This is a genomic window from Agromyces selenitireducens (assembly GCF_052748465.2).
On record NZ_CM188259.1, the window covers coordinates 3,659,524 to 3,676,927 of the forward strand.

The window sequence follows — 17,404 nt, forward strand, 5'->3', positions numbered from 1 at the left end:
CCGGGCGATCAGCCGCGGTCGAGCGGTCGCCACACGACGACGGCGTTCTCGCGGCGCAAGCGCGTGCCCGCCTTGAGCGAGACGACCTCGCCGTGCGCGCCGGCCGCGAAGACGCGCCGGCCGGGGCGGTTCAGCATCTCGTCGGCGAGCGCACGCTCGAGCTCGCGCACCCGCTCGCGGAGCTCGGTGACCTCGTTCTCGAGGCCGAGCACGCGGCGGATGCCCTCGAGGCTCACGCCCTCGCTCGACAGCTGCTGGATCTCGCGAAGCTGCGCGACGTCGCGCATCGAGTAGCGGCGGGACTTGCCCGCGGTGCGCTTCGGCGAGACGAGCCCCATGCGGTCGTACTGGCGGAGCGTCTGCGGGTGCATCCCGGCGAGTTCGGCCGCGACCGAGATCACGAACAGGGGGCTCTCGCCGTCGACCTGCATCAGTGGCCCCTCGCCTTGGCGAGGAGGTCCTCGCGGGGGTCCTCGTCGGGCAGCAGCGCGGAGAACTCGCGCAACTTCTCCTCCGCCTCCTTCGACAGGTGCGACGGCACGGCCACCTGCACGACGGCGAGGAGGTCGCCCGTGCCCTTCTTCGTCTCGACGCCGCGGCCCTTGACGCGCAGCACGCGGCCGCTCGGGGTGCCGGGCGCGACACGCAGCTTCACCGGGTCGCCCGCGAGGGTCGGCACCTGGATCGTCGCGCCGAGGGCGGCCTCGGTGTACGTGACCGGCACGTTGACGCGCAGGTTGAGCCCGTCGCGCTCGAACACGGGGTGCTTGCGCACCTTCACGGTGAGCACGATGTCGCCGGGCTCGCCACCGTCGGGCGACGGATGGCCCTTGCCGCGCAGCCGGATCTTCTGTCCGTCGGCGACGCCCGCGGGCACGTTGACGGTGATCTCGCGACCCTCGGCGGTCTGCAGGGTGATGCGGTCGCCCTTGGTCGCCGTGACGAAGTCGAGCGTGGTGGTCGCGGTCACGTCGCGCCCGCGCGTCGGGCCGCCGTAGCCGCGGTACCCGCCCGACGGCTGGCCGAACCGGCCGCCGCCGAAGAGCCCGCTGAGCAGGTCGTCGTACTGGCCGCCCTGCTGGTAGGTGTACCGCGTGCCGCCGGCGCCGCCCGGACCGCCGAACATGCCGCCGAAGACGTCCTCGAACCCGCCGGCCCCGCCGCCGGGTGCCGTGAACCGGGCCCCGCCGCCCATCGCGCGGACCGCGTCGTACTCCTTGCGTTCCTCGGGATCGGAGAGCACCGAGTGCGCCTCGCTGATCTCCTTGAACTTCGACTCCGACGCGGCATCCCCCGGGTTCTGGTCGGGATGGTACTTGCGCGCGAGCTTGCGGTAGGCCTTCTTGATGTCGGCGTCGCTCGCGTCCTTCGAGACGCCGAGGATCGCGTAGAAGTCCTTGTCGAACCAATCCTGGCTGGCCATCGGCGCCTCCTTCCTCGAAATCTAGTGGGTGGTGCGGGTCGAGGAGCACCCGGCGGAGCCGGGAGCGTCTCGAGACCTCGTGCGAGGGGGTCTCGAGACGCAGCTGCGCCGCTCCTCGACCCGCAGCCGCGCTACGCGGGCGTCTTCACGACGACCTTCGCGGCGCGCAGCAGCGTGCCGCCGAGCAGGTACCCGGTCTCGACGACGTCGGCGACCGTGTCGACCTCGACCTCGTCGGAGTGCTGCTGGAAGATCGCCTCGTGCCGCTGCGGGTCGAACGGCTCGCCGACCTCGCCGAACGGCGTGAGGCCGAGCTTCTCGACCGACGCGCGCAGCTTCGCCGCGATCGTCGCGAACGGGGTGTCTCCCTCGAGGTCGCCGTGCTTCTCGGCGCGGTCGAGGTCGTCGAGCACGGGCAGCAGCACGGCCACGGCCGCGCCGATCGCCCGCTCGCGCTCGACCTCGCGGTTCGCCTCGGTGCGCTTGCGGTAGTTCGCGTACTCGGCGGTGACCCGCTTGAGGTCGGCGAGGTGCTCGGCCGTCGGGTCGTCGACCTCGGCCTGCGCGGCGTTCAGGATGTCGTCGACGGTGAGCGTCTCCTCGTCGGCGGTCTCCTCGTCGACCGCCTCCTCGTCGAGGTCGTCGGCAGCGGATGCCGCAGCAGCATCTGCCGCGGCATCCGTCGCCCCGCCTTCGGCGGCGGGCTCGCCGCCTGCCCCCTCGGCACCGGCCACGGGGCGAACCTCACCCGTCTCGGGGTCGATCCGCCGCTTGTCGCGGATGATCGGCTCGTCGTGGTTCTGGTTCTCGTCAGCCATGTCTACTTCTTCTCGTCCTCGTCGTCGATGACCTCGGCGTCGACCACGTCCTCATCGGACGACTCGGGGCCCTCGGAGCCCGACGGAGTGGCGTCCTCGCCGGGGTTCGCGCCCGCGCCGGCGGTGGCATCCGCCTGCTGGCCCTGCGCGTAGATCGCCTCGCCGAGCTTGCCCTGGGACTGGTTCAGCTTGTCGAACGCCGACTTCACCGCGTCGTCGTCGTCGCCCGCGAGCGCCGTCTTGAGCGCGTCGACGTCGCCCTGCACCTCCGACTTGATGTCGGCGGGAAGCTTCTCGTCGTTCTCCTTGATCAGCTTCTCGATCGAGTACGCGAGCTGCTCGGCCTGGTTGCGGGTCTCGGCGGACTCGCGGCGCTTCTTGTCCTCGGCCGCGTGCTCCTCGGCGTCGCGCACCATGCGCTCGATGTCGTCCTTCGGCAGCGACGAGCCGCCGGTGATGGTCATCGACTGCTCCTTGCCGGTGCCCTTGTCGCGCGCCGACACGTGCACGATGCCGTTGGCGTCGATGTCGAAGGTGACCTCGACCTGCGGGATGCCGCGGGGAGCCGGTGCGATGCCGGTCAGTTCGAACGTGCCGAGCGGCTTGTTGTCGCGCGTGAACTCGCGCTCGCCCTGGAAGACCTGGATCGCGACCGACGGCTGGTTGTCGTCGGCGGTCGTGAAGGTCTCGCTGCGCTTGGTCGGGATGGCCGTGTTGCGCTCGATGAGCCGGGTCATGATGCCGCCCTTGGTCTCGATGCCGAGGCTCAGGGGGGTGACGTCGATGAGCAGCACGTCCTTGCGCTCGCCCTTGAGGACGCCCGCCTGGAGGGCGGCGCCCACGGCGACGACCTCGTCGGGGTTCACGCCCTTGTTGGGCTCCTGCCCGGTCTCCTTCTTCACCAGGTCGGAGACGGCGGGCATGCGGGTCGAGCCGCCGACGAGCACGACGTGGGCGATGTCGGACACCTTGATGCCGGCCTCGCGGATGACGTCCTCGAAGGGCTTCTTGGTGCGGTCGAGCAGGTCGCTCGTCATGTTCTCGAACTGGGCCCGCGTGAGCGTCTCGTCGAGGTTCGCCGGGCCGTTCTCGGTGAGCGAGAGGTAGGGCAGCTGGATGCTGGTCGACATGCTCGACGACAGCTCCTTCTTGGCCTGCTCCGCGGCCTCCTTCAGGCGCTGCAGGGCGATCTTGTCCTTCGAGACGTCGACACCCGTCGAGTCCTTGAAGCGCTTGATCAGGTGGTCGACGATCCGCTGGTCCCAGTCGTCGCCGCCGAGGCGGTTGTCGCCCGCGGTCGCACGGACCTGGATGGTCGAGAAGTCGTCGTCCTTGCCCACCTCGAGGAGGGACACGTCGAAGGTGCCGCCACCGAGGTCGAAGACGAGGATGAGCTCGTCCTCCTTGCCCTTGTCGAGGCCGTAGGCGAGCGCGGCCGCGGTGGGCTCGTTGATGATGCGCAGGACGTTGAGGCCCGCGATCTCGCCGGCCTCCTTCGTGGCCTGGCGCTCGGCGTCGTTGAAGTACGCCGGTACGGTGATGACCGCGTCGGTGACCGTGTCGCCCAGGTACTGCTCGGCGTCGCGCTTCAGCTTCTGCAGGATGCGCGCCGAGATCTCCTGCGGCGTGTACTGCTTGCCGTCGATCTCGCGCTTCCAGTCGGTGCCCATGTGGCGCTTGACCGACGCGATGGTGCGGTCGACGTTGGTCACGGCCTGGCGCTTCGCGGTCTCGCCGACGAGCACCTCGCCGTCCTTCGTGAACGCGACCACCGACGGGGTGGTGCGGAAGCCCTCGGCGTTCGCGATGACGACGGGCTCGCCGCCCTCGAGGACGCTCACGACCGAGTTGGTGGTACCCAGGTCGATTCCGACTGCACGTGACATGTGTGCCTCTCCTTCTGCCGGGGGTGTTGCGGATGTCGCCCCACGGCGATCGGCCCGGCGTTCCTCGCCCGCGGCCGAAGTCGATGGTGTCGAGACTTGAGCCTCGACCGCTCAAGTCTCCCAGCGGCATCCGATGGGTGTCAAGTCGCCGCCGCAAAACTTGAGCGCACTAGACTCAACCTGCCGTCGTCGCACCCTATTCCCTTCCCTGCCTCGCCTCCTCTGCCCACCCGGAGTCGAGTGTCCAGAGAATGCGAGTCTCGCGCTCCCGACGCCGCATCCTTCGGACACTCGACTTGGCGGGCAGCCGCGCATGGCGTCCGCGTGTCCAATGGATGTGGGACCGGCGCTCGGGATGTGACATCCGTTGGACACTCGTGGCGGCGGCGCGGGGCGGGACGGGACGGGACGAGAGGCAGGGGTCACTGGAGGCGACTGGTCCTGCACCGCTGCCGCGGGTGGGTGCCGGCTCACAGCTCCGGGCGACGGTGCGAACGGCCGCGCCGGTCTCGGTGAGCATGGACCCCGTGCGAGCTCGTCCCCTTCCACCCGCGCTGCGCGAGGTGCCCTTCACGGTGCGCAGGTCCGACGAGCTCGGCGTGCCGCGGGGGCGGCTACGGGCGCGCGACCTCTCGGCACCACACCACGGGGTGCGCACGACGGTTCCGCCGTCCGCCTACGACGAGCGATGCCGGGCCTTCGCCGCACGTATGCCCGCATCCCAGGTCTTCAGCCACGCCAGCGCCGCCCTGCTCTGGGGAATCCCTCTGCCGTCGGCACTCGAGCACGGGCCGCTGCACGTCTCGGCCCTTCGAGGTCGCGAACCGCGCGTGCCCGGCGTCATCGGCCACCGCACCCTGGCCGAGCGCGTGCAGCGCTCCGTCGTGCGCGGCGTGCCGGCGGTGTCGGCATGCGATGCCTGGTGCCAACTCGCGTCGACGCTGTCCCACGACGACCTCGTCGCCGCGGGTGACCGACTGCTGGGCTGGCCGCGCCCGCTGGCGACGGTCGATGAGCTGGATCGACGGCGAGCAGCATCGGGAGGACGACGTGCAGCCCACCGCGACGTCGAACGACTCAACGATCTGGCCGCCGCCGGGTGGATCGTCATCCGTGTCGGGCGGCGTCTGCCGCCGGCCCGCGCACTCGACCAGCTCGAGCGTGCTCTGCGAAGTCGCGGCTGGCGCGGCGCCCGCTCGTCGGCATGATCGAGTCGCCACTTCCGCCAGGGACGAGACGGAATGGCCGACGCGAGTGGCGACTCGACGGGCAGCGGATGCCACCGAGGCACTCTGCGCCCGGCTCAGGGTGCGCCCCGGCGTGTCGTGGCGGGCCGGTCGTTACGGTGAGGGGCATGACCCGGACCTTCGCGCCGCGCGTGCTCGCGGCATCCGCTGCCCTGACCCTCTCGCTCGGACTCGCCGCGTGCGCGGGGAACGCCGGCGAACCCGCCGAGAGCGCGTCGCCGACCACGCCGGCCGCCGCATCGCCCGAACCCACCACCGAGCCAACGCCGACCGACACGCCCGCGATCGGAACGAGCTGCGAGGACGTCCTCGCACCCGAGGCGTACGCGCAACTCGAGGCCGACGGACTCGAGCCGCGCGACCTGGACCCGAACGACCCGATCATCGCGAGCATCGCAGAGGAGGGCGGGCTGGTGTGCTCGTGGGGCAAGCCGCAGTCCGACATCATCCTCCACGTCGCGCAGGCGAGCGGCGTCGACGAGGCCGCGTGGGGCGACGAACTCACCGCCGCCGGCTACGCGCAGACGGACGACCCCGTCCCCGGCGCCTGGACCGGACCGGTCGAACCGGGCAGCGGGCTGTCCCCTGTCGTGGTGCTCGCCGACGGCACGATCACGTTCGTGAGCGCGCCGACGTTCGCGCAGTGGGTCCGGCCCGCGAGCTGATCCGCCGAAGACGCAGGATTCGTGCGTGGATCGGCGGCTCCCGCTCTATCGCGATCGGCCGCCGCCGTCGTATCGTTCGACAATCGGCGTGAAGGGGAGACCATGATCCGGAACAGGGCGAGGTTGATCGGCGGCGCGACCGCCATGGCGATGGCACTCGGCGCATTGGGCGCGTCGGCTGCCGCGGCGGCACCGGGCGGCAACGGCCCGGACTCGGCGGGGCCGAGGTACACGGCGGGCGCCTCCGGCGTCGGGGACGAGTACTTCCCCTTCGCCGGCAACGGCGGCTACGACGTGCAGCACTACGACCTCGACATCCGCTACACGCCGCCGGCGCCCGCCCCTGCCCCGCTCGAGGGCGAGTTCGACGGCGTCGCGACCATCGATCTCGTGGCGACGCAGGACCTCGATCGCTTCAACCTCGACCTGCGGGGCATGGACGTGGAGTCCGTCACGGTGAACGGGAAGCCCGCGGCATCCGTCGAACCGCCGGTGGCCGGCGAGGAGGTCGACGGCGCGGCGTTCTGGCACGTGCAGGACGACGCGGCGCGCGTCTGGGAGCTCACCGTGCAGCCGCGGCCCAAGATCAAGGCCGGTCAGGCGGTGCAGGTCGTCGTCGACTACGGCGGCACGACGACGCAGCCGACCGACATCGAGGACGCGTTCTACGGCTGGGTCACGATGCGCGACGGCGCGATGGTCGTGAGCGAACCCGAGGGCTCCATGACGTGGTACCCCGTGAGCGACCACCAGACCGACAAGGCGTCCTACTCGTTCGAGATCACGGTGCCCGAGGGCAAGGTCGCGGTCGCGAACGGCCTTCCCGCCGGCGAGCCCGTCACCGAAGGCGGCTGGACCACCTGGTTCTGGGACGCGCCCGACCAGCAGGCGAGCTACCTCACCACGGCGTCGGTCGGTGATTTCGACCTGCGCGACACCTATTACTCCGGCAGCGGCGTTCCGATCATCGACGCGGTCGACACGAAGCTGAGCTCGGGGCGCCTCGCGACGACGAACGCGAGCCTCGGATGGCAGGCCGAGATGATCGACTTCTTCGAGTCGAAGTTCGGACCCTACCCCTTCGTCGCCTACGGCTCGATCGTCGACAACGACACCGTGTTCTACGCGCTCGAGACGCAGACCCGTCCCGTGTACTCCTCGCAGGCGAGCGAGGGCACCGTCTCGCACGAGCTCGCCCACCAGTGGTTCGGCAATGCGGTGAGCCCTGAGCGTTGGCAGGACATCTGGCTCAATGAGGGGTGGGCGACCTACGCGAACTGGATGTGGAACGAGGAGCGCGGCATCCGAACCGCGCAGACGGCGTACGACAACTGGTACGCCCCGGCGCGGACCCAGGCGTACTGGGACCTGCAGATCGGCGACCCAGGCGAGTTCGGGCTCTTCGCAACCCAGGTGTACAACCGCGGTGCCGCGACCCTCCACGCCCTTCGCGTCGAGGTCGGCGACGACGCGTTCTTCGAGGGCGCGCAGCTCTGGCTCGAGCGCTACGACGACTCCGCGGGCACATCGGAGGACTTCCAGGCGGTCTACGAGGAGGCGTCCGGCGAGGACCTGGACGCGTTCTTCCAGACCTGGCTCTACGACCAGGAGAAGCCCCCCGCCACCTGGACCACGCCGTAGCCGCGGCGAGCAGGCGCAACCGGGGCGCCCGGGCATCCAGCCGATGCTCGGGCGCTCCCGCGTACGCTGGTGGGATGCCGACCGACACGCCCGAGTCCCCCGCGCGCCCCGGGGAGGCCGCAGGGACCCCGCGCGACGGCGCGGTGCGCGAGGCGCAGGCCGGCGGCATCCGCTCGACCAGGCCGCGCCAGGTGCGCCCGAAGACCGAGGGCTGGCAGCAGGCGAAGGATGCCGACGGTCGCCCGCTGCTGCAGTTCGCGTCGCCCAAGCGCGGCAAGCCGCCCGCCCACCTGGCCGACCTGGCTCCAGAAGAGTGGAAGGCGAAGGCCGACGAGCTCGGCATCCCCGCATTCCGGCTCAAGCAGGTGGCACGCCACTACTTCACGCGGTACACGACCGACCCCGCCGACATGACCGACCTTCCGGCCGCGGGTCGCGAGGAGCTCGTCGCCGGGCTGCTGCCGCCGCTGCTCACCGAGGTTCGGCGCCTCGAGACCGACCGCGGCGACACGATCAAGTTCCTGTGGAAGCTCCACGACGGCGCACTCGTCGAGTCGGTGCTCATGCGCTACCCCGGCCGCATCACGCTATGCGTGTCGAGCCAGGCCGGGTGCGGCATGAACTGCCCGTTCTGCGCGACCGGGCAGGCGGGCCTCACGCGCAACATGTCGGCCGCCGAGATCCTCGACCAGGTCGTCGCCGCGAACCGCGTCATCGCCTCGGGCGCACTGCACGGCAAGCGCGCCGACGACGGCACGCCCGAGCGCGTGTCGAACATCGTGTTCATGGGCATGGGCGAGCCGCTCGCGAACTACGCCCGCCTCATGCGCGCGGTGCGCACCATGGCGGCGCCCTCGCCGAACGGACTCGGCATGTCGGCGCGCAACATCACCGTCTCGACGGTCGGCCTCGTGCCCGCCATCCGCAAGCTCGCCGACGAGCACATCCCGGTGACCTTCGCCCTCAGCCTGCACGCACCCGACGACGGCCTTCGCGACGAGCTCATCCCCGTGAACTCGCGCTGGAAGGTCGACGAGGCGCTCGATGCCGCGCGCGAGTACTTCGAGAAGACCGGCCGGCGCGTGTCGATCGAGTACGCGCTCATCAAGGACATGAACGACCACGGATGGCGCGCCGACCTGCTCGCCGACAAGCTCAACGAGCGCGGCCACGGGTGGGTGCACGTGAACCCGATCCCGCTGAATCCCACGCCCGGCTCGATCTGGACCGCGTCGGAGCTCGACGTGCAGCACGAGTTCGTACGCCGCCTCACCGCCGCCGGCATCCCCACGACCATCCGCGACACGCGCGGCAAGGAGATCGACGGCGCCTGCGGGCAGCTCGTCGCGACCGAGGAGGACGAGGCGGTGGCCGCCGGTACGCTACCGGCATGACCCGAAGCTCGGTTCCGCTGCTCGCGGGCGCGGGCCTCGTCCTGGCCCTCCTGACCGGGTGCGTCGGTGAGCCCGCGCCGTCGACGGGGCGGCCGTCCGGCAGCGCATCGCCCAGCGAGACCGGTGGCGGGTCGGCCACGGAGACGCCGGAATCGCCGAACGCGGCGCCCGCCCCGACCACCTCCACGGGCGACGAGGTCACGTGCGAGAACGTGCTCGCCGACGAGGACGCCGCCCGCCTCGAGGCCGACGGCCTCGCGTACCGCGCCGACCGTTCCGAGCCGTTCGGTCCGGCCGCGGCCGACCTCGCGGCCGACGGCGGGCTGTCGTGCACCTGGCTCGGCAGCGGTGACGTCGGCGTGTGGTTCACGATCCTGTCCGAGACGGATGCCGCATGGCAGGATCGCGCGGCACGGCTCGAGTCGGCCGACTGGGTCCGGACCGACTACCCGCTGCCCGGCGCACTCGAGGCACCGCCGGACTACGACCCGAGCTACGTCCCCGTGATCGTCCACGCCGACGGCGTGACCTACCTCGCCACGTCGGCGGACTTCCTGACCTCGCTCGCGCAGCCCGGCTGAGACGGGCCCCGTCAGCCGCCGAGCACGCCTTCGGCTGCGGCGGACGGCTTCGGATCGGGCAGCCGCCGCATGCGGAGCGCGTTCGCGATTCCCAGCAGCCCCGCGAGCAGGGGGATGAGCAGTGCGACCTGCAGGGCGATCGGCCGCGACTCGGTGTTGATCGCGACGATCTCCTCCTGCACCTCGTCCGGCTCGTCCGCGAGGAGCTCCTCGAGGCCCGTGTTCGACACCAGCTGCGCGTCCTCCTCGAGGACCGCCGCGACCTGCTGCTGCTGGTCGTCGGAGAGCAGCGTGCTGGCATCCGTTCTCGCGCCGAACGTGAACGCGAGCGTCGCGAGCATGATCGCGCCTGCGAACGCCAGGCCGAACGAGAGCCCGAACGAGCCGGCCGCCGAGTTGACCCCCGCAGCCTCGCTGACGCGTTCGTTCGAGACCGGCGAGAGCGTGTAGTTGTTCAGCTGCGACACGAGCAGGCCGAGGCCGGCGCCGGAGACGACGAGCGGGATGACGAGCCACCAACCCGAGTCGGCCCGCGGCACGATCGGGATGATGGCGGCGATGCCCAGGACCAGCAGGCCGAACCCCCACAGGATGATCGTGCTCGGCCGCCCCTTCGCGCGCTTGCCGGCCAGCAACGCGACGACGAACATCGTCAGCGACAGCGGCGCGATCGAGATGCCCGCCCAGAGCGCGTTGTACTCGAGCACGATCTGCAGGTACAGCGGCAGCACGATCATGGTGCCGCCGAGGGCGATCTGCTGCAGGAGCTGGCCGCCGACGCCCGCGCGGAAGACCCTCGAATCGAAGAGCACCGGATCGATGAGGGTCGCGCGCTGACGGCGCTTCCGGTCGCGCAGCCACCACACGAGCCCCACCAGGGCGATCGCGCCGACGCCGATGAGCAGGGCGACGTACTCCCCGCCCTCCTGCCAGACGAGGATGCCGAGCACGATGCCGCCCATGCCCACGATCGAGAGCGCGGCGCCCATCCAGTCGACCGCGCGCGAGCCGGTGTACGGCACGTCCTTCACGAGCCGGATGCCCGACAGCACGACCGCGATGATGACGGCCTCCATCAGGAAGCCGACGCGCCACGACAGGAACGTGGTGATGAACCCGCCGATGAGCGGGCCGACCGCCGCGGCGATCGCGGCAGCGGCGCCGACGAGCGCGTAGACGCGCTTCTGGTGCGCGCCCTCGAAGTTGCCGTGGATGAGCGACTGCATCGCCGGCAGCAGCAACGACGCGCCGATGCCGCCGATGATCGCCCAGAACACGATGATCGAGGTCAGGTCCTGCGCGAGCGTCATCGCGATCGCGCCGACGGCGTACCCGAGCAGGCCGAGGATGTACGCGAGCTTGCGGCCGATGAGGTCGCCCGTCTTCCCGCCGATGAGGATGAACGCGGCCGAGACCAGCGCTTCGAGCGCGATCGCGCCCTGCACGCCGCTCGCCGTCGTGTCGAGGTCTTCGACGACCGCCGAGATCGACACGTTCATGATCGACGTGTCGACCACGAGCACGAACATCGCCATCGCCAGCAGGATCGCGAGCCTGCCGTTGAACTCCTCGGGGGCCGCAGCGTGGGCGGCACCGGCGGGCGAGGATGCGGAGGACATGGCTCATCCGAGCACGACCGGAGGCGCGGCGATCGGGACCAACGGCCCGTGATCGGGGCCTTCACGGATGCTGCGTGAGGGCGTATGCTCGCGTGCGGGCCGCGCCACGCGGCATCCGTCGCCCGAAGGGGCGAGCAGCACCCGGCCAGCGGGCCGAAACCGGAAGGAGTGAAGCGATGAACACCGTCCTTGTCGCGCGTATCGCAGACACCCTTCCCTGCGAGGCCGCCCGCTAGCATCCGCGACGGTGGCCTCCACGAACTCGGAGAACCACCGTGAACATGCTGTCGTCACTCGACGATTCCGCCGCGCGATCGCGCGCGGCATCCGCTGCGCCGTTCGGCGCGGCATCCGCCCATCTCGCCTTCGCCGACGTCGAACCCGGCGAGGACCAGCGCTGGTCGACCTGGCCGGCCACCCAGCCCAGCGAGCGCGGGCCGCAACCGCGTCCCGACTGGCTCGTCACCTCCGCCGCCGCGATCGACACCGAACTCGGGGTCGTCAAGACCGGCAAGGAGGCCGACCTCCTGCTCATCGAGCGGGCCGTGCCGAACGCGCCGGCCGACGTGCCAGGCACCCGGTCACTGCTCGCCGCGAAGCGCTATCGCGGCGCGGAGCACCGGCTCTTCCACCGCTCGGCCGTGTACACCGAGGGCCGCGGCACGCGCCGCAGCCGCGACGTGCGCGCCGTGCAGCGCTCGTCGTCGTACGGCCGCGAGGTCGCGCGCACCGAGTGGGCGTACGCCGAGTTCGCCGCGCTCAGCCGGCTCACCGAGCTCGGCGCGGCGGTGCCGTACCCGGTGCAGGTGAGCGAGACCGAGGTGCTCATGGAGTTCATCGGCGAGGGCCGGGTCGCCGCGCCCCGGCTCGCGCAGGTCCGCGCGTCGCGCGACGACCTGCGCGAGCTCTTCCAGCAGGTCGCCGGCTTCATGCGCACGCTCGCGTACGCCGGGCTCGCGCACGGCGACCTCTCACCGTACAACCTGCTCGTGCACCGCGAACGGGTGATCGCGATCGACCTGCCCCAGGTGGTCGACGTGGTCGCGAACCCGAACGGGTTCGACCTGCTGCACCGCGACTGCGTCAACGTGTGCGACTGGTTCACGCGGCAGCGGCTCGAGTGCGACGCCGAGGAGCTCTTCGCCGAGCTCGTCGCCGATGTGACCGGCTGAGCCGCGCGGTCGGCGGCCGTGCCCCCTATCGCCCGCCGACCGCGAGGCGCTAGCCTGCACGGGATCGACGCGGATCGGCTGACCGGGCGCGCCGTCACCGCCCGTTCACCCGACGTCGGGAGACTTCCCCCATGACCGAGCCCCAGCCCCCAGCGGCGCCGTCCGCTCCGAACCTCTCCACCGCCGAGATGCAGGCGGTCACGGGCCTCGAACTCGCCGGCGACCGCCCCGTGCCGAAGAAGCAGGTGTGGTCGTGGGCGCTGTGGGACTGGGCGACGCAGCCGTTCAACTCCGTCATCACGACGTTCGTGTTCTCGGTGTACATCACGAGCGCGCTCTTCCTCGCGCCCGAGGTCGCCGGGCTGTCACCCGACGACCCGGCGTACGACCGCGGGCTCGCCGACCTCTCCTCCCAGCTCGGCCTCGCGATCGGCCTCGGCGGCATCCTCATCGCATTGCTCGCACCGGTGCTGGGCCAGCGGGCGGATGCCGCGGGGCGGCGCAAGTTCTGGCTCGCGCTCGCGACGGGCGGCGTGATCCTGAGCATGGCGCTGATGGTCTTCGTCGAGGCGGACTGGCGGTTCTTCTGGCTCGGTGCGGGCCTGCTCGCGGCCGGCACGGTGTTCCAGGAGATCGCGGGCGTGAACTACAACGCGATGCTCGTGCAGGTGTCGAACGCGCGAACGGTCGGGCGGGTGAGCGGGCTCGGCTGGGGCTTCGGCTACCTCGGCGGCATCGTCGTGCTGGCGCTCGTGGTCGTGGCCGACTTCGCGGGGTGGTTCGGCATCCCGACGGAGGACGGGCTCAACATCCGCCTCGTCGCACTGTTCTGCGCGATCTGGACGCTCGTGTTCTCGCTGCCGATCTTCCTCAACGTGCCCGAGGCGCCGGCCGCCCCGGGCCGCGAGCGCGTGGGCTTCTTCCGCAGCTACGTGGTGCTCGCGAAGGACATCGCCCGGCTGTGGCGGGAGTCACGGCCGACGTTCTGGTTCCTGCTCGCGAGCGCGGTGTACCGCGACGGACTCGCGGGCGTCTTCACGTTCGGCGCGGTGATCGCGAGCATCACGTTCGGCTTCTCGTTCAACGAGGTCGTGATCTTCGGCGTCGCCGCGAACGTGGTCGCGGGCGTCTCGACGATCCTCTCGGGCCGGCTCGACGACCGGTTCGGGCCGCGCGCGGTGATCCTCGCGACGCTCGCGGGGCTCATCGTCTCGGCGGTCGTGGTGTTCTTCGCGCACGACGCCGGCAAGACGGTGTTCTGGGTCTTCGGCCTCTTCCTCTCGGCGCTCGTAGGGCCGGCGCAGGCGGCGAGCCGCTCGTTCCTGGCCCGGGTGACGCCGGCCGGCCGCGAGGGCGAGATCTTCGGCCTCTACGCGACGACGGGTCGTGCGGCGAGCTTCATGGCGCCTCTGGCGTGGGCGGGCTTCATCTCGCTCTTCGGTGCGCAGTACTGGGGCATCCTCGGCATCGCGCTGATCCTCGCGGCCGGGTTCGTGATGATGCTGTTCGTGCGGCTGCCGACGCGGGTGACGGATGCCGCGTCCGCGCCGACCACGGAGCGGTAGCCGTCCCGGCCCGTGACGGACGACGGCGCGTCGCCCCTCTCGGGACGACGCGCCGTCGGGTCCGCGGGGGCTACGGACCGACCGTGACCGTCACCTCCTGTGTGGTGGCGTTGCCGCTGGGGTCGGTCGCCTCGAAGACGAAGGTGTACACGGCGCCCTGTCGGGCGAGCACCTGCGCCTCGGTCGCGGAGACGACCTCGACCTGTGCCTTGTGCCCCTCGGCGATCGCATCGATCAGCTCGACCTCGACCTCGCCGGAGTCATCCGTCGCCTCGATCTCGAACGTGACCGTCTTCCACTTGGCGTCCGGCGGGAAGACCAGCTCGGGGTCGACCGTCACCGAGAGCTCCGGCGGCACGAAGTCGAAGCCGACGAGCACGGGGTCGTGGTCGCTCGAGCGGTACGCGTCGGGCGCGTAGAGCGCGTCCTGGGCGTCCTTCTTGAAGGTCATGTCGTAGTCGATCAGGCTCGGCTCGTCGGCGTTGACCGCCCACGCCGCCGCGCCGGTGACCTTCGGCAGGAGCCCCGGGCCGGCAAGGGCGTAGTCGAGGTAGCCGAGCTGGCCGTCGAACACGTACGAGTAGGCGTTCTCGCCCTGCTCGCTGAGGAGCAGGTCGGTGTAGCCGGCACCGGTCAGGACCTGGATCGGGTCCTCCTTGTCATAGGAGTTCAGGTCGCCGATGATGAGCTCCCGGCCCGGCTCGGCGCCGGTGGGGCCGGTTGCCAGCCAGTCGACCATCGCCTCGGCCGCAGCGGTTCGCGTCAGGTTGCAGTTGCCCTGGCCGTCGCCCGTGTCGGGGTCGTCCACGTCGTCGCAGTCGCTGCCCTTCGACTTGAGGTGGTTCACCACGACGGTGACCTCCTCGCCGGACTCGACGTCCGCGAACGTCTGCGCCAGCGCCGGACGGTTCCGCCTCGTGTCGAAGCGCTCGTCCACCGTTCCATCGAGGACCGCGAAGTCTCCGGCGAGCTCGACCTCGGACGGCTTGTAGATGAACGCGGTCGTGATGACGTCGGTGCCGAGCGGTCCGGTCGACACGAAGTCGTACGTGCCCGCGCCCACCTCGTCGTTGAGCGCCTCGACGAGCGTGCCGACGGCGGTGTCGCCGTTGTTCTCGATCTCGATGAGGCCGAACACGTCGGCATCGATCTCGGCGAGCGCGCTCACGATCTTCGCCTCCTGCCGGTCGAACTCCTCCTGGGTGTTGGCGCCGCGCGAACCGAGCGTCGTGAAGTAGTTCAGGACGTTGAAGCTCGCGACGGTGAAGTTGCCGCCGACCTCCGGAGCGTCGGATCGCGGGTTCACGGACTCGTAGTCGGCGCCCTGAGTCGGCTGGACCGCCCAGGTGTCGAAGCGATAGTCGAGTACACCCGTCGCGCCCGACACGAGGTCGCCTCCGCGGAAGGTGTTCTGGAGGGTGAACTCCTCGCCGTTGGGATGGATCGCGGGATCGGGGTTCTCCTCGCTCCGACCGTCGTCGAGTCCGATGCGATTGAGTTCGTTCTCCTCGGCGAGGGCGATCGCCTCCGGCGTTCCCGCGTCGTAGACGGCGGTCGGCTGCATCTGGCGATCGGTTCCGAGCATCAGGGTGCCGTAGCGGCCGAACTCGAAGAACTCGAGGATCGAGAGCGACTGGGGCAGGGTCACGCGCATGCCCTCGAGCGCCTCCTTCTGCTCCGACGTGGCCGGCAACGTGAGTTCCGCCGCGGGCGGCAGCGCCGCACCGGAATCGCAGACGGAGTTGGCCGTCGCGGTGATCTCGGTCATGCCGAAGAACTCGCTGACGATCCCGCTGATGTGGACCACGTCGCCCTCGGCGACGTCCATGCCGTTCGGCGCGTAGACGAAGATCCCGTCGGATGTCGCGGCATCGCCGTCACCGGCGTCCTGGAGGTAGTACCCGTCGAACCCGCCGTCCTGGAAGTCGCCGACGACGACGCCCTCGATCTGGACGGACGAGCCTGCCACGGGCGACTCGGCGCCGGATCCCTGCACCGAGCCGATCGTGACGGTGGCCGCGTTGCAGTCGGCCGGGGGCAGCGGCACGATGACGACCGTCAGGGAGTTCTGCGCGCCGGGGGTGTTGGCCGCCTCGCCGGCGACGAGCGTGCCGGTGAACCCGGGGATGCCGGCCCGGTCGAAGTCGTTGCGCACCCAGTCGTCGGTCGTTCCGGTGTCGGTGCCGTCGGGGATGCGGGAGGCGCCGCCCGGAGCGAAGTCCAGCCCGTCGTACGCCACGGTGAGCACGGTGTCGCCGTAGGCGAGGTCGCCCGCGCCGCCGTCGTTCACGGCGATCGAGTCGAGGATCGTCAGTCCGTCGATCGCGTCGATGACGCCGTCGTTCTCCGCGTCGAGGTCGTCGCCGACGTCGCCCGTGAAGCCCTCGACCAGGAGCAGCGAGATCGTGCCGTTCTCGAGCGCGTTCGCGGGCAGCCAGGCCAGCGAGCGGCCGCTGTCGTCGGCGGGCTCGAGGGCGATGACCTCGTCGACGGCGCCCATGGCGGAGCTCGAGTCGCCCTCGATCTCGAGCACGCGGAAGCCGCTCACGTCGGTGCCCGGCTCGACGAGGATCTCGACGAACTCGGTGTCGGTGCCGGCGGTCGACGCCGAGAACTCGTTGATCACGGGCTCCTGCGGGCCCGCGTCGCCGCAGGCAACGGCGTGCGAGCCGAGGCCGTCGAAGGTGTTCTGCGCGTACCCCGTCCATTCGGCGGCCGGGTCGAACGCGTCCGAGGGGTCGGTGTCGCCGACGCACACGGAAGCGTTGCGGCGGAGCGTGTTGTCGGCGGTCGAGGTGAGCCCGGTGCCCCACTCGGTGCCGGGGTCGAAGCCGACCTGGCCGAGCGAGTCGACCACGGCGTCGGCCTTCTTCAGCACGACCGCGTCGTCGCCGTTCCACAAGCTCGCACCCGTGGTCTGCTGCGCGTAGGCGGCGAGGTCCTCGTCGGCGAACACGAACGTTCCGCCGGCCGGCACCGTGCCGGCGAGGCTCGGCGAGTAGGTCGACGCTGCGTTGCCGTTGAAGTAGACGCTCAGCGAGTACCCCGCGAGCGGGATGTCGGCGTCGGTCGGGTTGTAGAGCTCGACCGCCTTGTTGAAGGAGGAGCCCTCGACGTACTCGCTGATGATCAGATCGGTGGGCACGACCTCGGCGGCCGTCGCGGGTACCGCGACTCCCACCGCCATCAGGGCTGCTGCGGTCAGTCCGACCGTCAGGCGTTGGACGGGACGTTGCATCTCGGCACCTCCGGCACGCGACCGGGGGCCACCATGACCCCCGGACGCGGTCAGCCTAGGGAAGGCGCGGACGCCGGGGAAGCCCTGTCACGAGACGTTCACTCGGCGCACGCGAATGTGCAGCCTGCGGCCCCCATGTTGCTCAGATGAGCACG

The 17,404-nt window shown here is 70.8% G+C and carries 13 protein-coding genes; 7 read left to right on the forward strand and 6 right to left on the reverse strand.

All coding sequences use genetic code 11. From position 1 onward, the window contains the following. Positions 1-8: 8 nt before the first annotated feature. The 4 genes from ACULK4_RS17230 to dnaK form a co-directional block, all read right to left on the reverse strand. Positions 9-431, reverse strand: a complete 423-nt coding sequence (locus tag ACULK4_RS17230) for a heat shock protein transcriptional repressor HspR (RefSeq protein ID WP_445963618.1) — start codon at positions 429-431, stop codon at positions 9-11. Beyond that, on the reverse strand, positions 431-1,423 hold the full coding sequence (locus ACULK4_RS17235; protein ID WP_445963619.1) for a DnaJ C-terminal domain-containing protein: 993 nt from the start codon (positions 1,421-1,423) through the stop codon (positions 431-433). Before ACULK4_RS17235 ends, ACULK4_RS17230 begins: the two co-directional genes overlap by 1 nt. Before the next feature lie 131 nt (positions 1,424-1,554). Continuing rightward, complete coding sequence (locus ACULK4_RS17240) at positions 1,555-2,241, reverse strand: nucleotide exchange factor GrpE (protein ID WP_445963620.1); 687 nt, start codon at positions 2,239-2,241, stop codon at positions 1,555-1,557. Between the two features lie 2 nt (positions 2,242-2,243). Beyond that, complete coding sequence (gene dnaK / locus ACULK4_RS17245; protein WP_445963621.1) at positions 2,244-4,127, reverse strand: molecular chaperone DnaK; 1,884 nt, start codon at positions 4,125-4,127, stop codon at positions 2,244-2,246. Positions 4,128-4,957: 830 nt separating this feature from the next. Between dnaK and ACULK4_RS17250 the strand changes: the two genes are divergently transcribed. From ACULK4_RS17250 to ACULK4_RS17270, 5 genes are all read left to right on the forward strand, one after another. Then, a complete protein-coding gene (locus tag ACULK4_RS17250; protein ID WP_445963622.1) occupies positions 4,958-5,335 on the forward strand; it encodes a hypothetical protein in 378 nt (125 codons plus the stop codon). Between the two features lie 146 nt (positions 5,336-5,481). Continuing rightward, a complete protein-coding gene (locus ACULK4_RS17255) occupies positions 5,482-6,039 on the forward strand; it encodes a hypothetical protein (RefSeq protein ID WP_445963623.1) in 558 nt (185 codons plus the stop codon). A gap of 102 nt (positions 6,040-6,141) precedes the next feature. Further along, positions 6,142-7,680 carry a M1 family metallopeptidase gene (locus ACULK4_RS17260; RefSeq protein WP_445963624.1) on the forward strand — a complete coding sequence of 513 codons (1,539 nt, stop codon included), beginning with the start codon at positions 6,142-6,144 and terminating at the stop codon, positions 7,678-7,680. Positions 7,681-7,754: 74 nt separating this feature from the next. Continuing rightward, positions 7,755-9,074 carry a dual-specificity RNA methyltransferase RlmN gene (gene rlmN / locus ACULK4_RS17265; RefSeq protein ID WP_445963625.1) on the forward strand — a complete coding sequence of 440 codons (1,320 nt, stop codon included), beginning with the start codon at positions 7,755-7,757 and terminating at the stop codon, positions 9,072-9,074. After that, on the forward strand, positions 9,071-9,655 hold the full coding sequence (locus ACULK4_RS17270) for a hypothetical protein (protein ID WP_445963626.1): 585 nt from the start codon (positions 9,071-9,073) through the stop codon (positions 9,653-9,655). Before rlmN ends, ACULK4_RS17270 begins: the two co-directional genes overlap by 4 nt. Positions 9,656-9,666: 11 nt before the next feature. Here the strand turns inward: ACULK4_RS17270 and ACULK4_RS17275 are convergent, their stop codons facing one another. Then, positions 9,667-11,274, reverse strand: coding sequence for an MFS transporter (locus ACULK4_RS17275; protein ID WP_445963627.1), 1,608 nt, complete (start codon positions 11,272-11,274; stop codon positions 9,667-9,669). Between the two features lie 281 nt (positions 11,275-11,555). On the opposite strand from ACULK4_RS17275, the gene ACULK4_RS17280 reads away from it, so the two are divergent. Next, positions 11,556-12,446, forward strand: a complete 891-nt coding sequence (locus ACULK4_RS17280) for a serine protein kinase RIO (RefSeq protein WP_445964141.1) — start codon at positions 11,556-11,558, stop codon at positions 12,444-12,446. Between the two features lie 131 nt (positions 12,447-12,577). Then, positions 12,578-14,011: an MFS transporter gene (locus tag ACULK4_RS17285; RefSeq protein ID WP_445963628.1), complete on the forward strand. Its 1,434-nt coding sequence runs from the start codon at positions 12,578-12,580 to the stop codon at positions 14,009-14,011. A gap of 70 nt (positions 14,012-14,081) precedes the next feature. Here the strand turns inward: ACULK4_RS17285 and ACULK4_RS17290 are convergent, their stop codons facing one another. Continuing rightward, positions 14,082-17,249 (reverse strand): ExeM/NucH family extracellular endonuclease, encoded by a 3,168-nt coding sequence (locus tag ACULK4_RS17290; protein WP_445963629.1) that lies wholly within the window; start codon positions 17,247-17,249, stop codon positions 14,082-14,084. Positions 17,250-17,404: the final 155 nt, after the last annotated feature.